This window comes from Flavobacterium sp., from assembly GCF_017744675.1.
Taxonomy (GTDB): Bacteria; Bacteroidota; Bacteroidia; order Flavobacteriales; family Flavobacteriaceae; genus Flavobacterium.
In genome coordinates, this window is sequence record NZ_JAGIAV010000001.1 from 418571 (window position 1) to 444394 (window position 25824).

The 25824-nt window shown below is 36.1% G+C and carries 22 protein-coding genes; 6 read left to right on the forward strand and 16 right to left on the reverse strand.

The features are described from left to right. Positions 1-46 precede the first annotated feature (46 nt). The 6 genes from J7574_RS01825 to J7574_RS01850 all read right to left on the reverse strand — a co-directional run bounded on the left by J7574_RS01825 (position 47) and on the right by J7574_RS01850 (position 6616). Positions 47-277, reverse strand: coding sequence for a ferredoxin (locus tag J7574_RS01825; protein WP_039118414.1), 231 nt, complete (start codon positions 275-277; stop codon positions 47-49). After that, positions 277-1518 (reverse strand): peptidase U32 family protein, encoded by a 1242-nt coding sequence (locus tag J7574_RS01830; protein WP_290963349.1) that lies wholly within the window; start codon positions 1516-1518, stop codon positions 277-279. Before J7574_RS01830 ends, J7574_RS01825 begins: the two co-directional genes overlap by 1 nt. A gap of 443 nt (positions 1519-1961) precedes the next feature. Continuing rightward, entirely contained in the window at positions 1962-2360 is a 399-nt protein-coding gene (tnpA, locus tag J7574_RS01835) for an IS200/IS605 family transposase (protein ID WP_290963350.1), read from the reverse strand. 22 nt (positions 2361-2382) lie between these two features. Next, on the reverse strand, positions 2383-3741 hold the full coding sequence (locus J7574_RS01840; RefSeq protein WP_290963353.1) for a rhodanese-related sulfurtransferase: 1359 nt from the start codon (positions 3739-3741) through the stop codon (positions 2383-2385). Positions 3742-3921: 180 nt separating this feature from the next. Then, on the reverse strand, positions 3922-5589 hold the full coding sequence (locus J7574_RS01845) for a SulP family inorganic anion transporter (protein WP_290963355.1): 1668 nt from the start codon (positions 5587-5589) through the stop codon (positions 3922-3924). Positions 5590-5653: 64 nt separating this feature from the next. Next, entirely contained in the window at positions 5654-6616 is a 963-nt protein-coding gene (locus tag J7574_RS01850; RefSeq protein ID WP_290963358.1) for a polyphosphate kinase 2 family protein, read from the reverse strand. A gap of 258 nt (positions 6617-6874) precedes the next feature. On the opposite strand from J7574_RS01850, the gene J7574_RS01855 reads away from it, so the two are divergent. From J7574_RS01855 to J7574_RS01865, 3 genes are read left to right on the forward strand one after another with little or no spacing between them, the layout of a single operon-like run. Further along, positions 6875-8020, forward strand: coding sequence for an efflux RND transporter periplasmic adaptor subunit (locus J7574_RS01855; RefSeq protein WP_290963360.1), 1146 nt, complete (start codon positions 6875-6877; stop codon positions 8018-8020). Between the two features lie 18 nt (positions 8021-8038). After that, positions 8039-11212 (forward strand): efflux RND transporter permease subunit, encoded by a 3174-nt coding sequence (locus J7574_RS01860; RefSeq protein WP_290963362.1) that lies wholly within the window; start codon positions 8039-8041, stop codon positions 11210-11212. Then, a complete protein-coding gene (locus J7574_RS01865; RefSeq protein ID WP_290963365.1) occupies positions 11205-12569 on the forward strand; it encodes an efflux transporter outer membrane subunit in 1365 nt (454 codons plus the stop codon). Before J7574_RS01860 ends, J7574_RS01865 begins: the two co-directional genes overlap by 8 nt. Before the next feature lie 142 nt (positions 12570-12711). Here J7574_RS01865 and J7574_RS01870 read toward each other — a convergent pair whose 3' ends face one another. The 7 genes from J7574_RS01870 to J7574_RS01900 all read right to left on the reverse strand — a co-directional run bounded on the left by J7574_RS01870 (position 12712) and on the right by J7574_RS01900 (position 19574). Continuing rightward, positions 12712-13122 (reverse strand): BrxA/BrxB family bacilliredoxin, encoded by a 411-nt coding sequence (locus tag J7574_RS01870; protein ID WP_290963367.1) that lies wholly within the window; start codon positions 13120-13122, stop codon positions 12712-12714. A gap of 129 nt (positions 13123-13251) precedes the next feature. Further along, positions 13252-13752: a helix-turn-helix transcriptional regulator gene (locus tag J7574_RS01875; RefSeq protein WP_290963371.1), complete on the reverse strand. Its 501-nt coding sequence runs from the start codon at positions 13750-13752 to the stop codon at positions 13252-13254. A gap of 171 nt (positions 13753-13923) precedes the next feature. Continuing rightward, on the reverse strand, positions 13924-15084 hold the full coding sequence (locus J7574_RS01880; protein WP_290963374.1) for a lycopene cyclase family protein: 1161 nt from the start codon (positions 15082-15084) through the stop codon (positions 13924-13926). Positions 15085-15102: 18 nt separating this feature from the next. Beyond that, the gene (locus tag J7574_RS01885) at positions 15103-15567 is read right to left on the reverse strand and encodes a thioredoxin fold domain-containing protein (RefSeq protein ID WP_290963375.1); all 465 of its coding nucleotides are present in this window, start codon (positions 15565-15567) and stop codon (positions 15103-15105) included. 162 nt (positions 15568-15729) lie between these two features. Next, a complete protein-coding gene (locus J7574_RS01890; RefSeq protein WP_290963377.1) occupies positions 15730-17982 on the reverse strand; it encodes a TonB-dependent receptor in 2253 nt (750 codons plus the stop codon). A 319-nt stretch (positions 17983-18301) separates the two neighbouring features. Further along, complete coding sequence (locus J7574_RS01895) at positions 18302-19210, reverse strand: NAD(P)/FAD-dependent oxidoreductase (RefSeq protein WP_290963379.1); 909 nt, start codon at positions 19208-19210, stop codon at positions 18302-18304. A 10-nt stretch (positions 19211-19220) separates the two neighbouring features. Beyond that, on the reverse strand, positions 19221-19574 hold the full coding sequence (locus J7574_RS01900; RefSeq protein ID WP_290963382.1) for a MerC domain-containing protein: 354 nt from the start codon (positions 19572-19574) through the stop codon (positions 19221-19223). A gap of 92 nt (positions 19575-19666) precedes the next feature. Between J7574_RS01900 and J7574_RS01905 the strand changes: the two genes are divergently transcribed. The 3 genes from J7574_RS01905 to J7574_RS01915 all read left to right on the forward strand — a co-directional run bounded on the left by J7574_RS01905 (position 19667) and on the right by J7574_RS01915 (position 22747). Beyond that, the gene (locus J7574_RS01905) at positions 19667-20059 is read left to right on the forward strand and encodes a Fur family transcriptional regulator (RefSeq protein ID WP_095930227.1); all 393 of its coding nucleotides are present in this window, start codon (positions 19667-19669) and stop codon (positions 20057-20059) included. 74 nt (positions 20060-20133) lie between these two features. After that, positions 20134-22002 carry an Nramp family divalent metal transporter gene (locus J7574_RS01910; protein WP_290963384.1) on the forward strand — a complete coding sequence of 623 codons (1869 nt, stop codon included), beginning with the start codon at positions 20134-20136 and terminating at the stop codon, positions 22000-22002. A gap of 91 nt (positions 22003-22093) precedes the next feature. After that, complete coding sequence (locus J7574_RS01915) at positions 22094-22747, forward strand: metal-dependent transcriptional regulator (protein WP_290963386.1); 654 nt, start codon at positions 22094-22096, stop codon at positions 22745-22747. 253 nt (positions 22748-23000) lie between these two features. Here the strand turns inward: J7574_RS01915 and J7574_RS01920 are convergent, their stop codons facing one another. From J7574_RS01920 to J7574_RS01930, 3 genes are all read right to left on the reverse strand, one after another. Next, positions 23001-23399 (reverse strand): hypothetical protein, encoded by a 399-nt coding sequence (locus J7574_RS01920; RefSeq protein ID WP_223706360.1) that lies wholly within the window; start codon positions 23397-23399, stop codon positions 23001-23003. A gap of 165 nt (positions 23400-23564) precedes the next feature. Further along, positions 23565-24347: an enoyl-CoA hydratase-related protein gene (locus J7574_RS01925; RefSeq protein ID WP_290963392.1), complete on the reverse strand. Its 783-nt coding sequence runs from the start codon at positions 24345-24347 to the stop codon at positions 23565-23567. A gap of 10 nt (positions 24348-24357) precedes the next feature. Then, a complete protein-coding gene (locus J7574_RS01930; protein WP_290965402.1) occupies positions 24358-25773 on the reverse strand; it encodes an ATP-binding protein in 1416 nt (471 codons plus the stop codon). Positions 25774-25824 lie beyond the last annotated feature (51 nt).

The window sequence follows — 25824 nt, forward strand, 5'->3', positions numbered from 1 at the left end:
AAACAAACCCTATTTTGCCATCATACAAAATAGGGTTTTATTTATTCTAAGTTTCTTTAACCGTAATAATCTTAACTGGGCAAGCTTTTGCTGCCAGTTCACAACTTTCGACAATCGCATGATTTGGCGATTTTAATGTAAAAAAGCCTTTTGCATTCTGTGAATGAAGCAATACCGATTTCCCGTCTTTTTTGGACATTTGAAAATGAACAGGATCCATCTCAACACAGTAATTACAGCCAATGCATTTATCTCTTTGTAAAGTGATGATAACCATTATGCGTCAACGATTTTATATAATTTGTCCGACATTCTGATTCTAAACGGAAGTTTGAACGTACAATCGTCTCCTTTTGTTGCTTTTTCTGCTGTAAGATCGTTCACAAACATTTCGTCGATAATCATTTCCTGAGCTCCTGTACTTGGTCCTGTTATCAAAATTTTATCTCCGACTTTAATATCGTAAGCTTCTATTTTAAATTGTCCGACTTCTGCTTTTGGGAAGTAATGTGTTCCTTTTCCCACATAAACCTTTTTCTGAGTTGCTGCAGATCCTGGAATGTCGCTCCACTCTCCTAATTCTTGTCCCAAATAATATCCTGACCAAAAACCGCGATTGTAAACGGTATTTAAAGCTTCCATCCAAACTGCGGTTTTCTCTTTCGAGAAAATGCCTTCGTAATAGGCGTCGATAGCTTCGCGATAGGTTTTAATAACGGTTGCCACATATTCTGGCGCACGTCCGCGTCCTTCGATTTTTAAAACTTGAATTCCAGAATCAATTACCTGATCTAGAAAATCGATGGTACATAAATCTTTAGGCGACATCATGTATTCGTTATCCAGTTCGATTTCAAAACCAGTTTCCTGATCGATAACGGTATATTTTTTTCGGCAGTTTTGTTTGCACGCCCCGCGATTTGCGGATGAATTATGCGAATGCAAACTCAAATAACATTTTCCTGAAACTGCCATACATAAAGCGCCATGACCAAAAATTTCGATTTCAACTAATTTTCCGTTCGGACCTTTAATCTGTTCTTTCTCAATTTGTTCTGTGATTTTCTTTACTTGTCGCAAACTCAATTCACGGCTTAAAACCATGGTATCGGCAAATAAACTATAGAATTTAATGGTTTCTATATTGGTAATATTCAATTGGGTCGAAATATGAACTTCCATTCCAATCGATCGTGCCATGGCAATTACAGCTTGATCGGATGCGATTACGGCGGTAATATTCGCCTCTTTGGCTTTGTTCAATAATGTTTTTACGACTGATAAATCGTGATCGTAAATAATCGTGTTTAGAGTAAGATAGCTTCGAACATTTTTAGCTTCGCAACGATTGGCAATTTCTTTTAAATCTTCGATAGTAAAATTAACTGTCGATCTTGCACGCATGTTGAGTTGCTCAACACCAAAATATACGGAATCACAGCCATTATCTAAGGCAGCCTGAAGCGACTCAAAATTCCCAGCTGGAGCCATGAGTTCGATTGCATTGTTATTTGTCATTTTTGATTTTATTTTTCCAATGATATGTTTCTCGACTCTAGTCGTTTAACAATTGGCAAAAATAATATGGGTATAGATTAGATTCCTATGATTTTTATCATGGTCTATATTTTAAAAATTATTTCATAGCGGCCCAATGATAGACCATTTGCTATGCCCATAATTGTCGTTAATCTTTATCAAATATAGCCCATGGTTTCAACCGTGGGAACGCAATGCAAATCCGTAACGTTACGCAACAATACGTTTCCCACGGTTGAAACCATTGGAAATGTTTTTATATAAATTGGGGTATTTTTTGTTCTTACAGATTGGTTGAATTTCCAAAACCATGTGGATACACATTATGTACCCACGGTTGAAACCGTGGGCTATGTTTTTATAGATTTTGGTGTTTTTTTGCATTTAATCCCCTTGGGGTTTATTTTCAAACCCATGCAATTTTATAAATTCTGCTGAGCATCTTTTTTGAGATGATGCTGCTTTTGATTTTTAATGTAATTAAAAACAAGATCAAGCTGAGACTCGCTGACAGCAAAAGCCGCATAGCCCTTTTGCCATGCGAATTTTTCAAGAATTAGATTTTCTCTATTTATGCAATGAGATGAAACTCCTTTCGCTTGACGAATGACATCCGAAATAGATTTTTGGGGATTCAATAAAAACAAAACATGTACATGATCAGGCATTCCGTTTATGATTCTAACCGGACAACCCAATTCAATTAATTCGTTGTGAATATAATCGTGTACCTTTTTTTCAATTGAAAAGTCAATTAACTCTTTACGGTCTTTGGTTGACCAAATGGCGTGAATCCATAATTTGGCAAAAGAATGTGACATTGTAAACTAGCGTTAAAGACCGCTAATTTACAATTTTATACAACTTATCTGACAATCTAATTCTAAAAGGAACTTCAAAAGTAACTTTGTCACCAATTTTAGCGGTTTGAGTTTCTGCTCCGTTCACAATGATTTTGTCTAAAACCAATTCTTGATCTCCTGTAGTCGGACCAGAAATTAAGATTCTGTCTCCACTACTTAATTCGTGATTTTCAACCGTAAATTGACCCACTTGCGCTTTTACATAATAATGTTCCGCTTTTCCAAGAAGCACTTTCTTTACTTTTACTTTCTGACGGATATCAACAGGTTTTTGTGCCGTTGCTAAAGCAGTTTCTGGCAATTCGCCTGAATGTTTGAATTTCAAGTTTTCAGATTTTCCTTTTCTGAACACCTTATTTCCAACCTGTTTTCCAGTTCTCAAACGAACTTGGTCAACCAAAGGCATGTGAATGATTTCTAGACATTCTGTAGAACAGCAGTTTTCCATTGCCGCTTTACATTCGTCACATTGAATAAACAATAAATGGCATCCATCATTTTCGCAGTTGGTGTGGTTATCGCAAGGTTTTCCGCATTGGTGGCATTGCGAAATGATATCATCTGTGATTCTTTCGCCCAAACGATTATCAAATACGAAGTTTTTACCAATGAATTTACTTTCTAAACCTTCTTCTTTCAATTGTTTCGCATAGTTGATGATTCCACCTTCTAATTGATAGACATTTTTGAAACCTTGGTGTTTGAAATACGCACTCGCTTTTTCGCAACGAATTCCTCCGGTACAATACATTACCAGATTCTTATCGTCTTTATGATCTTTAAGCTGTTCATTGATGATGGGCAAACTTTCTCTAAAAGTCTCCACATCTGGAGTAATGGCACCTTTAAAATGTCCTACTTCACTTTCGTAGTGATTTCTAAAATCCACTACAATTGTGTTTGGATCATCAAGGATTTCATTGAATTCTTTGGCCTTCAAGTGAACGCCTATATTGGTAACATCAAAAGTTTCGTCGTTTAGACCGTCGGCAACGATCTTGTGGCGTACTTTGATCGTTAATTTTAAAAACGAATGATCATCTTGTTCTACAGCAACATTCAATCGGATGCCTTTCATGAAATCGTAAGCTTCAAGAGTTTCTCTAAAAGCTTCAAAATTTTCGGCAGGAACACTCATTTGAGCATTTATTCCTTCGCTGGCAACATAAATTCGGCCTAATGCATCAAGGGCATTCCAGGCTACGAATAAATCATTACGAAATTTTTGTGGATCTTGAATTTTGGCATACGCATAGAAAGACAACGTAAGTCGTTGTTTACCTGCATCATCGATCATGATGGCTCTTTCTTCTGCGCTCAAAGTGTTGTACAGTTGCATGCTATAAACAGTTTTAAGTAAGAAATTGATGTTTTTATTAGATTTTCCTTAAAATCTGGCGCAAATTTAGAGTTTATTTTGAGATTAAAAATGGTCTTGCTCTAATTATCTGTTTTTTTTAACATCTTAGAAAGTTAATGCAACATTGTAATTTAAACTTTTTCCCATTGATTTACAGCATTATTCGTGCGCCGAACGCTGTACCAAATCGTCTACAGAAACAGAACGGCTAATATGTCCAAAGAGCATTTCAAGGTTTTCTGCCCGAAGACTATCTCTAACATCAGAGCGGGCTTCGGCTATTTTTAAGGTAATATCCTTACTTTGCAAATCGACAAAAAGGGTTTTTAAAAAGCGTGCGCCTGCAATATCAATACGAGGTGAAGAATTAAGATCTAAGATTACAGTTCTTAAAGAGTTTGGTTCGCTATAAATTTTTTCTAAGATTTGTTCCTTAATGTATTCAGCATTAAAATAAAATATCGAAGATTCAACTCTGACAATCAGTATATTTTCTATTTTCTCATTATCAGGATGTCTTCTCAAATCGGTATAAACTCTTGTTCCAGGAACTCTTCCCAAAAAAGCTACGTGTGGTTTCGAGGCTGCTTTCAATAACAATAGCAAAGTAACCAATGTCGCCAATAAAACTCCAGCTAGAATTCCCCAAATTAATACTCCTGCAAGTGCAATCATAACCACGCAAAATTCTTGTTTGTCTATTTTATAAAGATGGCGTATTTCTTTCCAATCAAAAAGTCCTCTTATGGCAACCAAAACAATCGCAGCCAAAATTACTGTTGGCAGATTTTGAAGGTGTTCGGTTAAAAATAAAAGACAGCAAGCAATGGCAGCCGAAGCAAATAAAAGCGATAACGGTGTTTTGGCACCAGCGGCATTGTTTACAGCAGATTGCGATAAGCCTCCTGCAACAGGGTATCCGTGTCCGAACGAAACAGCAGCATTGGCTACTCCCAATGCTAAAAGTTCTTGACGCGGATTAATAACGTATCCGTTTTTTTGTGCTAATGTTCGGCCAGCAGAAACGCTTTCTATATAAGATAATAAAAAACAAGCCATAGCAAGAGGCAAAACTCCTTCAACATCTCTTATTCGGAGAGAAGTCAGATGAAATTCAGGAAGTCCGTTTGGTATAACTCCGACTGTATTGAATTCTGCATATTTTAAAGATGTAGTCGAAATAAGAATAATCGACAAAATGACAATTAAAATGGCAACAGGCAACTGAGGAGCTATTTTTTCTCCAACTATTAAGATTACAATAGCTATCATTCCAAAAATAAATACCGCTGTATTCATATCTGGAATCTGATGGAAAAGCGTTATAATTCTTTCTAAGAAATTATAACCTCCTCCTTCAACGCCAAATAATTTAGGCAACTGCGTTAGACCAATAGTGATAGCGGCTCCTGCTTTGAATCCGACCAAAACGGTTTCGCTTATGAAATTAATAATGCCACTTAACCTCAGCAAATAGGCAATAATAGCCATTCCTGCAAATACCAGTGCCGTGAGCGATGCAATTTCCGACCAGCGTTCAACATTGCCATTCGCCATGCCCGCTATGGTCGTGCCAACTAATAGAGAAATTGCAGATGTCGGACCTATCGCAAGCTGCTTGCTAGTTCCGAAAAGAGCATAAAATATACCACCAATGAGATAGCCATAAATTCCATATTGCGGCGGAAGGCCTGCAAGGGTTGCATAAGCAAGAGATACTGGAATTCCGTATGCCGCTAATGTTACTCCAGCAAGAAAATCTTTTTTAAGGTTTTCCCTTTGATAGTTCTTAATCCAGTCTCCTACAGGCAAAAGTTTAGCAATCATATTCGAAAAAGTTATACTATTAGTAATTCACAAGCAATAAATCATTGTTTATAGTTGCAAAAGGTTAATCTTTCTCTTCTAATAATGCTTTTTTAACCTCATTTAGTTCTGCAATTTTTTCTGGGCTTACTTTAGGATATTCTAAATCCATTTCGTCTAAGGCATGAATTATTGCCGAAGCAATTGCAATTCTAGCATACGATTTATTATCAGCTGGAATTACATACCAAGGTGATTTTTTAGTCGATGTATTTCTAATCAATTCTTCGTAAGCATGCATATAATCGTTCCAATAGCCTCGTTCTTTGGCATCGGCCGCGCTAAATTTCCAATTTTTATCCGGATTGTCAACTCTTTCTATAAATCTTCTTTTTTGTTCCTCTTTAGAAACATTCAGAAAAAATTTAATCACAATGGTTCCGTTTCTGGTAAGGTATTTTTCAAAGTTGCGAATGTCTTCAAAACGGTTTTCCCAAATGTCTTTGGTAATTAATTTTTCAGGTATTTTTTGGCCCTTCAAAATCTGCTCATGAACACGAACGACCAATACCTCTTCATAATAAGAACGGTTAAAAATTCCTATTCGGCCTCTCTCGGGAAGATGTTTTTGACAACGCCACAAATAATCATGGTCCAACTCTTCTGAGCTTGGTCCTTTAAAAGAAGAAACTTGGCAGCCCTGCGGATTTATTCCCGACATTACATGTTTGATGGCGCCGTCTTTTCCAGCAGCATCCATAGCTTGAAATATAATAAGAACCGACCACTTATCTTGGGCATACAAAATATCCTGCATGGCAGCAAGAGCTTTGACTCCCATTTGTAATGTTTTTTGAATCAATGCCTTGTCTTCATCGCCTGTATAAGTCGTGGGCTTGTCTTTTAAAGTAAAATCTTTATCATCGCCAACGCAATATTGCTCAGAAAATTTTTTGGCTCGGTGCAATAATTCTTTCTTGGTGATTTTTTTTAAATCACTGCCATCTTCATCTGTCTTTTTGTGTTTTTTCTTGTTATTTTTTGACATAATCATAAAAGTTTTGAATTATTAGTACTAGTTTGGGGAATAAGTTATTCTTACAAAAATGCAATTGAGCGACATTATAGGGTGTTTTATCCGATTTTTCATTACCTACTGATATACAGATAAATAAAATTTTAACTAAAATTAACAAAATCCCGACAATATTTATCCATTTAACCAAAAAAACGCTAACTTAGCTAATGCACTCAATTGGTTTTTAGTTAGTTGTATTTAATGAATTTTACCTAAAAGAATTTAACAATGAACAAAATCTACTCCTCCGCATTATTACTAAGTCTTTTATTTTTTTCTTGCAAAAAAGAGACACCGCCGAGCCCCAAACCTCTAGAAATTTCAGTTACTTCAGTTTTACAACAAGATGTAAAATTAGAATCTGAATATACGGGGCAGACTTTTGGTCAATCTGATATACAAATCAACCCGCGAGTTGATGGTATTATCGAAAGTATGAACTTCAAAGAAGGAAGTTTTGTAAAAAAAGGACAAGTCCTCTACACTATTGATCCTTTACCGTACAAAGCCAAACTTAACGAAGCTCAAGGAGTTGCCGCAGAATCGCAAGCGAGATTGTCTAAAACGAAATCAGATTTGGATATGATCACGCCATTAGCAAAAATGAATGCAGTCAGCCAAAGAGAATTGGTTTCGGCGAAGGCAGCGTATAATGCCTCACTGGCTCAAATAAAAGCTTCTGATGCTTCGGTGCAAAATGCTAAAATCGAATTGGGCTATTGTCAAATCTTAGCTCCAATTTCAGGATTAATCGGTATTTCTAAAGTTCGCGTTGGGGATTATGTAAGACCAGGTGCTGTATCAATTTTAAACACGATTTCGGATTTAGGAGATGTGAGAGTACGATTTACGATTAGCGAACAGGAATTTCTGCGCCTTTATAGAGAGTTCAACAAACCCAATTCTGCTTTAAAAGGCTCTGGTGCAACTGTTACAATAAAATTATCAGACGGTTCCATCTATCCACAGACCGGAAAAGTAAGCTTTGCCGACAGACAAATTGATCCTTCTACTGGAGCCATTACTTTTGAAGCCGCATTTCCAAACCCTGACAAATTACTTCGTCCGGGCCAATATGTAAAAGTAGCACTGCTTACCGATATTCGTAAAGAAGCAATTGTAATTCCGCAGCGTGCCGTTATAGAAGTACAAGGTATTTATCAAGTTTACGTAGTAGGCAATGACAATAAAGTACAAATGCAGATTGTAAAACCAGGTCCTTCCATTAAAAACGGTTATATTATTGAAGAAGGGCTAAAACCTGGCGATAAGATAGCCATGGGAGGTACTTCGTTATTGAAAAATGGAAGTGTCATCACTCCTAAAATCGTTCAATGGCAATTGGGCGATCCAGAAACTGTAGCTGCAAAGTAATCTAAATCACATACTATTATGGGAGAATTTTTCGTCCGAAGACCGATTGTTGCCATTGTAATTAGTATTATTATTGTGATACTTGGATTACTGGCACTACAAAAAACACCTATTTCACAATATCCGGATATTAATCCGCCCGTTGTAAAAATTACTACTTCATTTACTGGAGCAAATGCACTCAACGTAGAACAAGCCGTTGCAACTCCTATTGAGCAAAAAGTAAATGGTGTTGAAAATATGCTATACATGAAATCGATCAATACTTCTGATGGTGCCTGTACCATAGAAGTTACTTTCGATGTGGGAACCAATTTGGACAACGCCAATATGCTAACCCAAAACAGACAAAACCAATCTGCTCCATTTATGCCTTCGAGTGTAAAACAGCAAGGGGTTGTGGTAAAAAAATCTTTATCGTTCCCGATGATGCTTTTTACAGTTACGTCTACGAATCCGAAATATGATGCTAAATTCTTAAATAACTACGCCAGTATTAATATCGTAGATCAATTGGCTCGTATAAAAGGAGTTGGAGAGGTAACTCTATTTGGAGGAAGTGATTACTCGATGCGTATATGGCTAAAAGCAGATATGATGAGTAAACTCGGTGTAACAGTTGATGATGTCAAAAATGCATTGAATGCTCAAAACATGATTAGTCCTGGAGGTAAATTTGGAGCTGAACCAGCACCTCCTAATACGGAATTCACTTACGGAGTTACGCTTCAAGACCGATTAGTAACCGAAAAAGAATTCGGAAACATTGTGGTTCGAAGTAAAGAAGATGGTGCTCAGGTACTATTGGCTGATATTGCCCGTATCGAATTAGGAACGGAGAACTACAGTTCATCAGCCAGAAGAAACAGTTCGCCAAGTGCGGTTGTAGCTATTTACCAAATGCCTGGAAGTAATGCTCTTGATGTAGCAGAAACCGCAAAAAACACTATGAAACAATTGGCTGAGAAATTCCCTCAAGATATAGTCTACCAAGAATCTCTCGATACCACTCTAGCCATTACTGCTGGAGTTGATGATATTGTTCATACGCTTTTTGAAGCTATTATTCTCGTAATTTTAGTAGTGTTTATATTTCTGCAAAACTGGCGTGCTACTTTAATCCCATTAATTACAGTTCCCGTTTCATTGGTTGGTACCATAGCAGTTTTCCCGATGTTAGGCTTTTCAATTAATACCCTTTCTCTTTTAGGATTAGTATTGGCAATTGGTATTGTGGTCGATGATGCAATTGTGGTTGTTGAAGCTGTAATACATCACATTGAACATGGGAAAAATCCTCGTGAAGCAACAATCCAGGCCATGAAAGAAGTTTCTGGACCTGTAATTGCCATTGCATTAATTCTGTGTGCTGTTTTTATTCCGGTTGCGATGACTCCCGGAATTACGGGACGTTTTTACCAGCAGTTTGCCATAACCATTGCCGTCTCGGTGGCTTTTTCGGCATTTAGTGCCTTATCTTTAAGTCCCGCGCTTTGTGCCATGCTCTTGAAACCAACAAAACCTCTTGATCAGCAAAAAGGTTGGCTTGCCAAATTCTTTTCTTGGTTCAATAGAGTTTTCGAAAATGTAACAGGAAAATATATCGGCGGAGCTACATTTTTTGCTAAAAAAGCTCTGCGCATTATTGTTTTATTAGCGGTTATACTTGTGTCAATTGTACTTTTAGGCAAAAAAATTCCGCTAGGATTTATTCCAGAAGAAGATCAGGGTTATGTCTTAGTAAATATTGCTTTGCCGCCTGCATCGTCGTTACAGCGTACAGATGAAATATCTAAAAAGGTTGATAGTTTCCTTAAAGAAGAAAAATCTATTCTTTCTTATACCACGATCAACGGATTTAGTATGCTTACCAACTCTTATCAGCCCAACAATGCTTTTATTTTTATCTCTTTAAAACCTTGGGAAGAAAGAGCTGAAACAGCTAAACAATTTGTAGACCGATTCAATAAAAAACTGGCCACTCAAATTACAACGGCGACTTGTTTTTCATTTGGTCCACCCGCAATTCAAGGTTTAGGAGCTTCCGCAGGTTTCAGTTTGATGCTGCAAGACCGAGGAGGAAATACACCTCAATATTTGGCTGAACAAACTCAGAACTTTATTGCAGCTGCACAACAGCGACCTGAAATAAAACGAATTTACACTACTTTCAACGCTGGTACTCCACAAATTAAGTTGGATATCGACAACGATAAAGCTATGAAATTAGGAATACCTGTTTCTAAAGTCACCGAAGCACTCGGAGCATTTTTGGGAGGAAGTTATGTAAATGACTTTAACCGTTTCGGACGCCAATACAAAGTTTATGTGCAAGGAGAAGCCGTTAATCGTGTAAAACCAGAAGATCTTAACATGATTTATGTCAAAAACAATAAAGGTGACATGCTTCCTGTTTCTACACTAGTTACGGCAACCAAAGTATCTGGTCCCGATTTTACCAATCGTTTAAACTTATTCCGATCTGCTGAGATTGGAGGAAGTCCGAACGATGGTTATAGTAGTGCCCAAGCGCTGACAGCCTTAGAAGAAGTGGCCAAACAGACCTTGCCAGCAGATATGAGTTTCGATTACATCAACTTATCGTATCAGGAAAAACATTCTCCTGGAGGATCATCTGTATTCATCATGGCATTGGTTTTTGTATTCTTAATCCTAGCCGCACAATACGAAAGCTGGAAATTACCTTTTAGCGTACTCCTTGGAGCTCCTTTTGCAGTATTTGGAGCGTTTTTAGGGCTTCTTTTGGCAAGATTTGGAAGTGATGCTTATGTCAACAACGTTTTTGCGCAAATCGGACTCGTTCTGCTCATCGGATTGGTAGCTAAAAATGCCATCCTGATTGTTGAGTTTGCCAAAGAAGAATACGAGAAAGGAAAACCGCTTTACGAGTCGGCAATGTATGCGGCGAGACTTCGTTTTCGTCCGATTCTGATGACTGCCTTTGCCTTTATTCTTGGAGTGGTTCCGTTACTAACTGCTACAGGTGCAGGATCGCAAGCCCGTATTGTAATGGGAATGGCTGTATTTAGCGGAATGTTAATCGCCACAATATTAGGTGTATTAATAGTTCCTGGTCTATTTGTTATGATTGAAAAAATCGGACATAAGAAAGAGGAAACAATCACAACAACAGAAAATAATGTAGAATCAAATACTACAGACCATGAGTAAGAAATATAAAATAATCGTTATTATATTGGTTATTTCCTTATTTCCAGCCGGATGTATGGTAGGACCAAAATATAAAAAACCCGAGCAGCTAAAATCAGAGTCTTATATAAACGAAAGAAATTTAGACAGTCTCGCTTCGGTAACCAACGTAAAATGGTTTGATCTGTTTAATGATGATGTTTTGAAAGATCTGATAACAAAAGGACTTCAGAATAACTATGATCTTAAAATTGCAGTTTCAAGAATCGATCAGCTTCGTGCGGAGTTGGGTTATGCTAAAGCCGATTTATTTCCAAGTTTCCAATATGGAGCAACTATAAACAGCAATGAGAAATATATTACTCCATCTACAGCTGGAGCCAGTATGTCTTGGGAGCTCGATTTCTGGGGAAAATTTCGTCATGAAAACAATGCGGTAAAAGACGAACTTCTTGCTACAGAAGAAGCTCGTAAAGTAGTATTATCAGACATTGTTGCTAATATTGCCACAGCCTATTTCCAGATGCGAAATTTTGATGATCAGCTTGAAATAACCAAGCACACTCTTGAAACTAGAGAGAAATACTATCAAATCATAAGTGAAAGATTTGCAAAAGGCTACATCTCTGAAGTCGACAAAGCACAGATTGAACAGCAGGTTGCCATTGCCGAAGCCGCAATTCCGAACATTCAAAGACAGATAACGTATTATGAAAATGCAATTGCATTGCTTACTGGACAGCTTCCTTCTCAAATTCCTAGAGGAAAAAGCAATACAGAACTGCAGATCGTTAGTCAAATCCCGCTGTCAATTCCGTCTGCCTTATTAGAAAATAGACCAGACGTAAAAGCTGCCGAATTAAGATATGCAGCGGCAAATGAAAGAATTGGCGTTGCTCAAGCGATGCGTTTTCCTTCTATTAATTTGGCGGCCATTGCCGGATTTGCCAGTGCTGATTTAAGCAATCTATTTCTAGGCAGTTCTTATATGCAAAATGCTTCTGGCGGAATTGCAGGTCCTATTTTTGCATTCGGAAAAAACAAAAGAAGAGTTGAAATCAACAGACAACAGGCAGAACAATTCAAATTCCTTTATCAAAAAACCTATATTGGAGCTGTTTCTGAAGTAGAACAATCCATACAAAATGTGAGAACATACCAAGAAGAATGGAAAGCTCGCAATAGACAAGTTCAAGCGGCTTTGATCAATTACAAACTATCTCACGAAAGATATGACAGCGGTTACGTTTCTTACTTAGAAGTTTTAGATGTAGAAACCAACCTCTTTAATGCCCAATTAAGCCTATCTCAATTATCAGAGAGACAATTAAGCTCGATGATCGAATTGTATAAAGCACTTGGCGGGGGATGGAATTAATTTTTTGAGTTACAAAGGGACAAAGTCTCAAAGAGACAAAGTTTTCTCACTGTAAAATAAAAAAGCACTATTTTTAAATAGTGCTTTTTTTATGCTTTATATCTCTGTCTCTTTGTTACTTTGTTACTCTGAGACTTAGGAATTAACAAAACTCGTTAAACGCATCTTGTAAATTCTCAGCGATTAATTCAGCTGGACGTCCTTCAATGTGGTGACGCTCTAACATGTGAACCAATTCTCCGTTTTTAAACAAAGCCATAGATGGCGATGATGGAGGAAATGGAAACATGTGTTGTCTTGCAGCATCAACAGCTTCTTTGTCAACTCCTGCAAAAACAGTAATTAAATGATCTGGTTTTTTAGCATTATCCAAACTCATTTTTGCTCCTGGACGTGCATTTCTTGCAGCGCATCCGCAAACAGAGTTTACAACAACTAAAGTGGTACCTTCAGCTTTGATAGCATTATCTACAGCTTCAGCACTATGTAAATCTTGAAAACCAGCAGCTGTTAATTCAGCCTCCATTGGTTTTACCATTTCTAGTGGATACATATTCTTTTATTTTAAATTGTACTTTTTGAACTGCAAAGTTACAAAGTTTACTCGCAACTAGTTACTTTCAAGTATAAAGTTTTGTTATAGTTAGATATTAAATTTTATATGAAAATGTATTAAGAAGTCTTACTCATTTTTTTGAGCACTATTTAAGCTCTCTTGTTTTGTCATTTTATGGGGAAATTGATAATTGTATTGCTTCAAATGGCTATTCCTTCCTCGTGCTCTCTGACTCGTTGTCAAAACTGTTCGTTTTTTATCTTCAGAAATTTCAATCGTAGAAAGATAGCTTTTCAAATATTTTTTTAAAATTTTAATCGTCTTTAGCTCAATAGAATAAATTGTCTTCTTCCCTTCATATCGTACAGTAACCAAACTTGCTTTTTTTAATTCTAAGAGATGTTTTGATATTGTAGATTGTGCCAAAGGAATCAATTCAACAATTTCGCCACAAGTCCTTTTATCTCTTTTCCAAAGAAGGGTCATAATCTGAACTCTAGTAGGATGACCAAGTGCTTTACAGATTTCACTTACTGCTTCTATTTCCGCATCAAATTTTAAGTCAGAGTCCATTTCATAATTCATTATCGTTACTACGCGATTATTCTTTTTCAGTGATTCTTTCAAAATCTAAAATCTAGTTTTGATCCCGCAAATTTAAATGCTATTAGTTAAGCGATACTGTCTCAAAAAGTTATTATAACAAGAAAATAAGCCATTTTATTAACAAACAGTCTAATGTTTTTAGGACATCAACTATTTTTGGCGATTTGAAAGAAAAAGAGGTGCAAAGCCAAATTACTTAAGTAAAACCCTAATCAAAGACTTTATAAAAGGTAGTTTAGGACATTTCAAAATCACTTTTAAATCTTCCACCCAACTCGTTTCTTCATCCAAAAATTTGAAAATCAATTCTGGATTTCCTTTTTTGAATAGTGATGAAAAAATAGAACTTCCCAATTCGTTGTGTCGATGTAGAATATCCAAAAGCAGTAAGTCGTAAAACCAAAACCTAGATTTTTTATGAAAGTTCTTCATTTCAAAATTTTCTTGTTGAATGAAACTTACCAAGTGGGAAGATTTTTTATCTGAGCTTTTAAAGGTATAACCTGTACTCGCTTTTGTCCAGCCGCCTGCCGTGCCGATATTCAACACACGTTTGGTGTTCTTTTCCCAAAACGGATAACAGGTCATTGGAATACTTCCTTGCTCTTTTTCTAAAATCTCACACTGTTCAATTCCGAGATTTCTCAGATAAATTTCAATCTCTTTTTCATACTCTTCTTTTGAAAGGAGTTTTTCGGAAAACAAAGTATATTCCACCAAAGCTTCTGTTTTTGAAGTCGGTAAAACATACATAAATCTTGTATTTCCTCTTTGTTCTACCGAAAAATCCATAAAAGTAACTTCCTCTGGATTAAAAGCTTCTTCATTAGTTTTTACAAACCAACCTACAAAATGCTGTTGCAAAACGGGATATTTGTTTTGCCTTTCGGCGAAAGCCTTAGTATAAATGCTATTGAAAAGATAGTTGCCGGTGTATCGATTTTCTTCTGTCCCAACAAAAACATGCGTTTCGAGTTCGTTAATGTCGGTTACTTTTTCGTTTAGGAATGTAATATTCGATTGATTTGAAATGGCATCAAAAACAAAATTATAGAAATCTAAACTGTTGATTTTATTGTACGAATACGGTTTAAGATCCATATCGCGTTTGAAATTTTCATTGGCAAATAAAGCCGAATTCCATTTTTTTGAAATAACAGAATTCCAAACACTTTGCTCTTTTTCCCAAAAGCACCAAGTTCTGTCATTGACTTTCTTTGCATCCTGATCTAGAAGTAAAATCGATTTATCGGAGAATTTTCCAGACAAAATCATTTTATAAACCGTCATCAGAGATGCGAGGCCAGTTCCTGTAAAAATATAGTCGAAGTGTGGGATTTGCGAAGAATTCATTCTCAAAAATAAGAAAATTTACTTTTCCAGATTTTCTAAAAGAGTTTTAAAATCTTTCATCGCCAAATAATTGTTGTACTGAAAGATGATTTCATTCTTCTCATTCAAAACACATAAAATGGGATAACTGATTTGTTTGTTCATCATTCCAAGCTCTAAAGCCAATTCGTGAACGCCAACATTATTTCCCGAAGGCTGGTATTTGAAAGTGTGATTAGCAAACCTAATATCCCGTTTTTCCTCGGCATTGAAACTGATAAAATAGAAATCAGAGTTTAATTTCTCTATAATTTCCTGATTTGTAAATGTTGTAGCTTTCATTCTCTGGCAAAACTGGCACCAATCGGCATGAATAAAGACAATGATTTTTCGTTTTTGAATTTGCTGCAAGCTATCTATTTCCTCAAAAGATCTGCTTTTTAACTGGCAGAATCCTGTTGAAGTTATTCCGAAGAAAAGAATAAATAGAAATAGCTTTTTCATTGTTTTCTGTTTTTTAGCCACGAATTCACGAATTATTTGAAAAATTGTCTATAAAGCAACACAACTGAAAGAGAAATTACACGAATTAATCAAAATTAATTCGTATAATTTTATTTGGTTGAATCTCAACAAATAATTCGTGAATTCGTGGCTAATATAAAATTACCTAAAAGTATATCGCAATCCTAAAAAACCACGGATAGTTTGGTTTTGTCCATAAACATAAGTCGTATCAAATGTCAAACCGTACGGATTATCAGGCGTAACCAAAACTTTTCCAGCCGAATCGTATTGAACATTCTTATCAAAAGGATCATTTGTTCTCGAAATCAAAAACGGATTATTCTGCATTGGGGTAAAGTTCAGCAAATTCTTGATTCCGCCATAGACTTCAAAATCTTTCCATCCCGAATACGTAAACTGAATGTTCTGAATACTGTACCAAGGCGATGTCGGACTTCTCGGATCGGTTTCACTCAACAATGGCAATTTCATCGGACTGTAAACATTTCCCGTATAATCCATCGATAGATTCCAAGGCTGGATTTTGTATGAAATGCTCCAAGTTCCCGTAAAATTCTCGGTCAAAAAAGGTCTTTCTGAAATCCCGTTTTCCACATTTTTGTTGTCTAAAACCGTTGCTCCCACAATAAATTTTAATCCCGAAGGAAAGTTAAGATCAATATTAGTGCTAATTCCTTGACTTAGCGCATAACCATCAATATTATCGTATATAATTTCGTTTGGATTCGACTCATAATCTGAAATGATTTTATTGCTGAATCTGGTATAAAAAGCCGTTGTTTCGATTCCCATAAACGTTCCATTTCCGAAATTTATTTTCTGAATATAATTCAAATTCACATTTACAGATTGTTCTGGTTTCAAATCGTTTTTAATGATAACATCTCGCGAACCCGTTAAAGCAGCATGATCTTCTGTAAACAAATTCACAACGCGAAACCCAGTTCCTGCATTTAATCTAAAAATTGTGTTTTCGCTGGCTTTGAATCGATACGCAAATCTCGGTGTAAAAATAGAGCCGTGAATAGAGTTGTAATCGTAACGCATTCCGAGCAAAATCTGGCTTTTGGGAGAAAATGTAATTTCGTCCTGAACAAAAATCCCAGGAAGCCAAGTGTTTTCAGGATTTTTCGTTGCGGGCGTGTTATCATCATAATACGTATATCGGCTCGCAACTCCCGCCAATAAATCGTTTCTTCCGATTTTTTTATCCCAAGTCAATTGCAAAAATCCAATTTTCTGATTGGCAATATACGATGTTGTGCCATATCGGCTGTCTTGATAATGAACGTTTCCAGAGAACGAAAGCATCAGTTTTTCTTCAAAAGGCAATTGATAACTTCCAATTAATTCGGCTCTTTTGGTATAAATGCTTTCGCCGTAAATTTCATCACCACCTCGATATTTCTTTTCCCAACGAATATCTCCTCCCCAACGATCTTCGTACATTCCGCGCGCTGCAATCGTAAAAAGGCGATTGTAATTTCTCTTAAAACTCCATTTATTAAAAACCGAAATTCGCTTAGAAAGTGTCACATCGGTAAAATTGTCTTTGTCTTTATCAATAACCTGATCGTAGTTGAAGTAATTGACTCCGATAAGCGAAGTCGCTTTTTTCCCAACATTAAACTTGGTTCCCAAATCGAGATTGCTTTCAAAATAAGAAGTCGTAAAATAATCGGCTGAAAAAGTCGGTGCAGTAGTTGGATTTTTAGTAATTATATTGATCAAACCGCCAACTGCTTCACTTCCGTAAAGAGACGAAGCAGGACCTTTTACAATCTCAATTCGTTCAACCAAAGAATTCGGAATTCCAGACAAACCATAAACCGTAGAAAGACTGCTTACAATTGGCATTCCGTCAATCATAACCAAAGTATATGGACCTTCCAATCCGTTTATGTGGATATCTCCCGTGTTACAGACACCACAATTGAGCTGTGGACGAACGCCATTTATATTTTGAAGCGCATCGTAAATACTTGGCGTTGGGTTTTTCTTGAAGAAAACCGGAGAATAAACCTCAACAGGAACGGCACTTTCTAATCGCTTTACAGGTTTTAAAGTTCCTGAAACCACAACTTCATTCAATTCGTTTTGGTCTTCTTCCAATTCAAAATCTAAATTCAAATTTTCATTTTCTAAAACTGAAATCTTTTGGGTTATCGGTTTGAATCCAGTCGAGGTCACTTGTATTTTATAAGTTCCTTTTGGAATATTCTGAAGTTGAAAAACTCCTAGAGAATCTGCCTGAGTTTTAAAGTTTGTATTTAATAAACTAATAGTAATATACTGATCAACAGGAATTGATGCTTCTACTTTTCCTGAAATATTTTGCGAGTAAAGGCTTTTAGCTGAAATTATTAATATTGTCAAAAATAAATATTTCATTGTTGTAAAATTAAATTTAGACAAATCTAAAAATTAAATTTGACAAATAATTATTCTCAAAGGAAAATTTTTCAAACGTATTGAATTCAATATGTTAGGATTTTGTTTTTCGGCAAATCGTTTAAACCATATAAGTCATATAAGTTCATTTAAAACTGGATTTAAATCTATATGTAAAAACCAATACATTTAGAAATTGAATAGCGTCCAGCTTTAGCTAGGGGCAATTCATTAAAATCAAACTTACATTATCTTATATAACTTATATGGTTTAAAAAAACTTTGCGCCTTCGCGACTTTGCAAGCATTTTTCACGAGCTTATTTAAAATTCTCATCGATAAGTTCTTTATTAATTACCGCTCCCGCGAAAGATCCAGAAGAAACCGCCAATGCCACAGAACGCATTTGAGTTGTCGCATCGCCGCTTCCGAAAATACCTGGAATAGTTGTTTTTTGCATAAAATCAACTTTCAAATATCCTTGTTCGTTGATTTCGCAACCTATTTCTTGTGGCAAATTGCAATGCTGTTCAAACGGAGGCTTTGTATAAATGGCTTTTATGTGAACTTTTTCTCCGTTTTTAAAAATGATATCCGAAACGTAGCCTTCACTATGTGCCAAAGAATCTATTTCTTCTTCTAAAATCAAAACGCCATGATTTTTAAGTGTTTGTGTTTGCTCTAAAGTCAATTCTGATTTTCCGTTGGTGCACAATCTTAGATCTTTCGTCCAGTTTGAAATTAGTTTGGCGTATTCGTAACCCATTTCTCCATTGGCAATGATAGCCGTTTTTTCATTTTTAACTTCATAACCATGACAATACGGACAATGCAAAACCGAGATTCCCCAACATGCAGCAAAGCCTTCAATTTCTGGAAGCAAATCTCTAACACCTGTTGCAAACAATACTTTTCTCGCTGTAAAGATCTCTCCAGATTCAGTCGTAATTTCAAAACCATTTTCTGATTTAAGTGCTTTTACAGCAAGTCCATTATAAAATTGAACGGTTTTATAGATATCAACTTGCAATTTGGCTTTCGCCGAAATAACTGCTGGCTTTTCACCATCTTGTGTAATAAAATTATGAGAATGCGGTGTTTGTCTATTGCAAGGCAAACCGCTATCGATAACCAAAACCTGACGTAAAGAGCGTCCTAAACTCATTGCTGCAGATAGTCCGCTATAACTTCCACCAACGATAATCACTTCAAAATTCTTCTGTTCCATATTTCTATTTTTAATGATTTTGCTTTCTATGTAATTTGTAATTAATTAAATGCCCTAAGATCATCCCAATTCCTCCGAAATAAATCAGATCAAGATGGATTTCGAAAAAGAGTTCTGTCAAAATGCTAATCCAAATCAACGCCATTGAAACAACTAAAATTGACGATACCAAAAGAGATGATTTTTTTATAATTTTGAAAATTGCAAATAGACCTATCGAAGCAAAGAGCAAATCTATAATCGGATTATGACTCAACCCCAAAGGAAGAATCGTTAAAAGAGGAAAAATCAAACAATGAACCAGACAAATAGTCGCGCTTGAAATTCCTAAAATATCGTAAAAAGGTGTGCTTATTTTCTTCATTTCGTGTACTTTTGCTTAATGCAATTTTGTTGCAAATATATATAATTTTATCAATTGCAACATTGTTGCGTTTAATTTTTAATTCCGTAAAAATGAAAACTACACGTAATACCGCAGCAAAAACGGCTGTTTTAGAGGTGTTTGAGAAATCTAAAACGGCTCTTTCGCATACCGAAATTCATAAACAATTAAACGATTTATGCGATCGCGTTACCATTTACAGAATTCTAGATCGATTAATCAATGAAGACGTTATTCATAAAATTTCGAATTTGGACGGAACTGTAAAGTATGCCAAATGCAATCATTCGCACCAGCGTGTACACATTCATAACCATGCACATTTCAGTTGCGAAAATTGTCATGAGATTACTTGCCTCGAAACGGTAAAGCCGAGTTACATCATGCCACACAATTACAAAGTGAACGAAATCAACTTTACCTTGTCGGGATTGTGTCCGAATTGTTTAAATTCTAACATTTAACTTTTAGACTCGTCTAAAAATATTGTTTCGCGAATATAATTTTTCTCTATATTTGTGAAAACAATACTTTTACAATGACCAAATCTTTAGAAGAAGTCCACGAATCGGTCTCTACAGAAAATAAAAAAAAAGGTTTTAGAAAAATTTTAGCCTTCTTAGGCCCTGCATATTTAGTAAGTGTTGGCTATATGGATCCAGGAAACTGGGCGACTGATATTGCTGGCGGAAGCCAATTCGGCTACACTTTAGTTTGGGTTTTATTAATGAGTAACTTAATGGCTTTGCTTTTGCAGAGTTTAAGTGCCCGCCTCGGAATTGTAACACAGCGCGATCTGGCACAAGCTTCGAGAGAAACCTATTCGAAATACATCAACTACATTTTATATTTTCTTGCCGAAATTGCGATTGCGGCCTGCGATTTGGCAGAAGTTCTCGGAATGGCGATTGGAATTAACCTCCTTTTTGGAATTCCGTTGCTCGAAGCCGTTTTAATTACTGTTCTAGACACCTTTTTATTGCTTTTCCTGATCAATAAAGGAATTCGCAAGATGGAAGCCTTCATTATTGCTTTAGTGGCAATTATTGGCTTTTCTTTCATTTTCGAAATGATTTTTGCTGAACCGGAAGTCCACAAAGTTTTAGCCGGACTTATTCCTTCAATTCCAAACTCTGCTGCTTTGTACATTGCTATCGGAATTATCGGAGCGACTGTAATGCCACATAACTTGTACCTGCATTCGTCTTTAGTGCAAACGAGAAAATTTGATAGAACTCCTGCAGGAATCAAACAAGCTCTAAAATATAACTTGATCGATTCAACCATTGCTCTAAATCTTGCTTTCTTCGTAAATGCTGCGATTTTAATTCTTGCCGCCGCTACTTTTCACAAAAACGGAATGTTTGAAGTTGCCGAAATTCAAGATGCACATCAATTTCTCGAACCATTATTAGGAACCAAATGGGCGCCAATATTATTTGCAGTCGCCTTGATCGCCGCAGGACAAAGTTCGACCGTAACAGGAACGCTTGCTGGACAAATTGTAATGGAAGGTTATCTGCATTTTAGAATTCAGCCTTGGGTTCGTAGAATTATAACACGTTTGATTGCCATTATTCCTGCCGTAATTGTGATTTTAATTTATGGCGAAAGCGTAACTGGAAAGCTCTTAATTTTAAGTCAGGTCATTTTGAGTCTGCAACTTGGGTTTGCCATTATTCCGCTAATCCATTTCGTGAGTGACAAGTCAAAAATGAATGGTTTTCATATTTCCAGAACCACACAGATTGTTTCTTGGATTATTGCTTCAATCATTGTTTCGCTGAATGCCAAATTGGTTTATGACGAAATCACTTCTTGGCTACAAAGCTCCAATCATCCGACAGTTCTTTGGCTTACGGTTGTTCCTCTTGCTTTTGGATTTGCAGCATTATTATTGTACATCATTTTAAAACCTTTTATTGCTAAATTCAAGTCAAAAACGATCAATCATTCCCCGCATAACCTTAAACTTCATTTTGCTCAAAAGAAAACCCAAGAAGTAAAAAACATTGCCATTTCTGTTGATTTTTCTAATGCTGATGAAGCGGCACTGAATCACGCTTTCGAATTGGGCGGAATGGATGCAAAATATACGCTTATTCATATTGTGGAAACAGTTGGTGCTTTAATGTACGGCACTCACATTCACGATTACGAAACCACGATTGATGAAAAATTATTATTGGAATACAAAGAAATGCTTTCGCAAAAGGGATTTAGCATCGAAACTGAACTTGGTTTTGGAAAACCAAACAAAACAATTCCAGAAATCATCAATAATGGCAATTTTGACATTCTCGTTATGGGAACCCACGGCCACACTGGCTTAAAAGATATTCTTTTTGGCACAACCGTAGACAAATTGAGACATAAAATTTCGATACCTTTGTTGATTGTTAAATGAAATAGATACAAAGGTTCAAAGTAACAAAGAGACAAAGATTATAAACTTTGCACCTCTGTCACTTTGTATCTTTGCCACTTAAAATAAAGAAATGACCTTTTCAGAAGAAAACTACTTAAAATCGATCTATCACTTGACAGCTGCTTCGGAGACAGAAGTTAGCACCAATGCCATTGCGGAAATTATGGAAACAAAAGCTTCCTCTGTAACCGATATGCTTAAAAAGCTGGCAGAGAAAGATTTGGTAAATTATAAAAAATACCAAGGTGTTTCCTTAACTGAAAATGGAAAGCTGGCCGCAAAAATGATTGTGAGAAAACATCGTCTTTGGGAAGTGTTTTTGGTTGAAAAGCTAAATTTCAGTTGGGATGAGGTTCACGATATTGCTGAACAATTAGAACACATTAAATCGGAACAATTGATTAACCGCTTGGATGATTTTCTTGGAAATCCGACTGAAGATCCGCACGGAGATCCAATTCCAGATGCGAACGGACGAATTATTAAAATCGAAAAACAGCTTTTGTCTGAATTAGAAGAAAATCAGACTGGTGTTTGCGTGGGCGTAAAAGATACTTCTTCGGAGTTTTTAAAATATCTGGACAAACAAGGAATTGCTTTGGGTTCTAAAATTGAATTTCTTTCTAAAGAATCTTTCGATTTATCGGTGAGAATTAAAGTTAACGAAAGAGAATTATCTATCTCGAATAAAATTGCTTCTAATTTGTTTGTGAAGCTTGTTTAAGAGAGAGAGAGAGATTCCGCAGAGATACACGAAGATTTTTCGCAAAGACACGCAAAAATTAATGCTAAGGACGGATTAAAATCCGTCTCTACAAAATGAATCGAGCCGATGGCTCTTTATTTCCAGGAATTCACAGAAACTTTAAACCAAAGTTCCATAGGAACAAAATATATTGTAGCAACGGATTTTAATCCGTTGAATTTGAAAATTTTTATCAGAATTTGAGTTCCCTAGGAACGGAATGTCTTTCTATTTAAACAATTCCTTTTTCAATCATTTCCAGCATTACAGGAGAAGCATTTTTAAAAGTCGGCGCTTGCTCAATAATACTTCCTGCATTCTTCTTATTTACTTTGAAGGTAACATCATCATTTGTTGTAAATAAAAGTGCCGTTAGAAACGGATTTTTAATGTGCGTTCCTAAAATTAATAAAGCTTCGTCTAAGGTATGAATACTTTCTACTTCTTCCGTTTTGTATCTAAAAGTCAGCGAAATTGAAAAGGTATTATCTTCATTAAGAACCAATCGGAAATAAACATTTTTAAGATCGGTATCGCCCATAGTTTTGGCCAAAGTCAGTTTTGCGAAAGTTCCAGATTGGATGCTTTCTTTAACTCGTTCACAAAAAAGGGCAAATATTGGTTCGTACATTTTTTAAGGTGCTAAGGTTCTGAGATACTAAGAGACTAAGTTTTTATACTCTTTGTGTAATTATTTAACCGCAAAGGTCGCTAAGATTTACGCGAAGTCCGCTAAGTTTTATATTTTTCTTTGCGTGCTTTGCGTAAATCTTTGTGTCTTTGCGGTTAAGAAAAATTATTTTCCTGTAAATTCGGCTTTACGTTTTTCTAAGAATGCTGTTGTTCCTTCTTTGAAATCGGCAGTTCCGAAACATTTTCCAAATGATTTTATTTCTACATCAAAACCATTTTTACCATCTGTAAAATTAGCATTGATTGCTTTTATAGCTTTCGCAATAGCGAAAGGAGCATTTTTAATGATTTTTTGCGCAATTACATTCGTAAAAGACAAAAGTTCTTCCTGAGGCACAACATGATTTACCAAACCGTAATCTTTTGCTTGTTCAGCAGAAATCATTGCGGCTGTCATGATCATTTCCATGGCACGGCCTTTTCCAACCAATTGAGGCAAACGCTGCGTTCCTCCGTAACCTGGAATTAATCCTAAAGTAACTTCCGGAAGTCCCATTTTTGCATTGTCTGAAGCAATTCTAAAATGACAAGCCATTGCCAGTTCTAATCCACCGCCCAATGCAAATCCATTCACAGCGGCAATAACCGGTTTTTTAAGTCCTTCAATTAAATCGAAAAGAGATTCTTGTCCTTCAGCAGCCAACTGTGCGCCTTCAACAATAGTATAATTAGCAAATTCTGAAATATCGGCTCCAGCCACAAATGCTTTTTCGCCACTTCCAGTCAAAATTATAACGCGAACATCGTCATTTTTGCTAAGTAATTGAATTGCTTTACTCAAGTCGCTAATTGTTTCCTTGTTTAAAGCATTCAATTTTGCTGGTCTGTTAATCGTAATGGTTGCAATTCTCTCCTCTATTGCAATCAAAATATTTTCGTAAATCATGACACTATTTTTATGAGTTGGTGATAGGCAAAGAAACGATAAACGTTGTTCCTTTTCCGTAAGTTGACTCAAAGGTAATCGTTCCTTTGTAATTTTCGATAATGTTTTTGATAATTCCGAGTCCAAGTCCCATACCGCTGGTTTTGGTAGTGAATTTTGGTTCGAAAATCCTTTCTATATCTTGTTTCTGAATTCCAATTCCATTGTCTTTTACAGCAATTTCTACATTATTGTCGCTCCTTTTGACGGATACGACAATTGATTTCTGAAACTGACTTTCGGGAATGGCCTGAGTAGCATTTTTAACCAAATTGGTAATGACACGAATCAATTGTGTACGATCCATTGTTGAAATGATTTCTTCTTCTTCTTTTTCAAAAACAATATAATCTTCGTTGAAAATATCCAAAGCCAATTCGACAACCTCAACTACATTCAGCGTTTCATTTTGCTGTGCAGGCATCGAAGCAAAGTTCGAAAATGCGGATGCCACCGCTGTCATGGTATCAATCTGTTGAATTAAAGTCTCCGAATAATCATTCATTTTCTGTTTTACATCTGGAGCGGAAGGATCAAATTTTCGCTGAAAACTCTGAACCGTCAAACGCATTGGCGTAAGCGGGTTTTTAATTTCATGCGCCACTTGTTTGGCCATTTCGCGCCAAGCTTCTTCACGTTCGCTTTGCGCCAGTTTGATGGCACTTTTTTCCAATTTATCTACCATTCCGTTATAGGCTTTAATCAAGAAATTGACTTCTTTACTATTTGCCTCTAAAACAATTTTCTCATTTTTCTGATCTAGATTTGTTTCTTCCAATCTCTCCGAAATTGTTTTTAGTGATTTTGTGATATAGGTGGAAAGGAAATACGCTAATGCAAAAGCCACAATCAGCATGAAAGAATACACCTGACTCAAACGAATCAGGAAAGTATTGAGCTCATTGTCGTAATAGCCATCATCTTCTAAATACGGAAGATTTAAGATTCCGAGTGGCTTGAATTTTTCGTCTTTAATTAAACTGTATGAAGATCGGTTTTTGACTCCGTCGATTGTTTTTATGTCTACAAATCGCTTTTCTATAGAAGAACGAACCAATTTTAAGATGTATTCGGGAATTGGCGGTGGCGCTTTATCAACGGCAAAAGATTCTTTTGAAGATTTTAAAAGTTTTCCGTCAAGACTATAAATATTGATTTCAATTTTATGAATCTGCGCCAGCTCGTGGATTTTATCTTTAAAAATCAAATCCAGATTTTGGGTTTTCAGCGGATACGTTGTAGTTGCCAAAACATAATTAATATGTTCTTTTACGGCATTTTCTTTTCGTTCTAAACGTTCTTGATGGTATTCTTTGGCTTCCGTTTTAAACTGAATAATAGAAATCGAAGCCAATAAAAAAGATGCCACTACAATCAATACAATCATCGACAGGAAAATCCTGGTACGAAGCGAAAGCATTGACATTTTGAAGTTGTT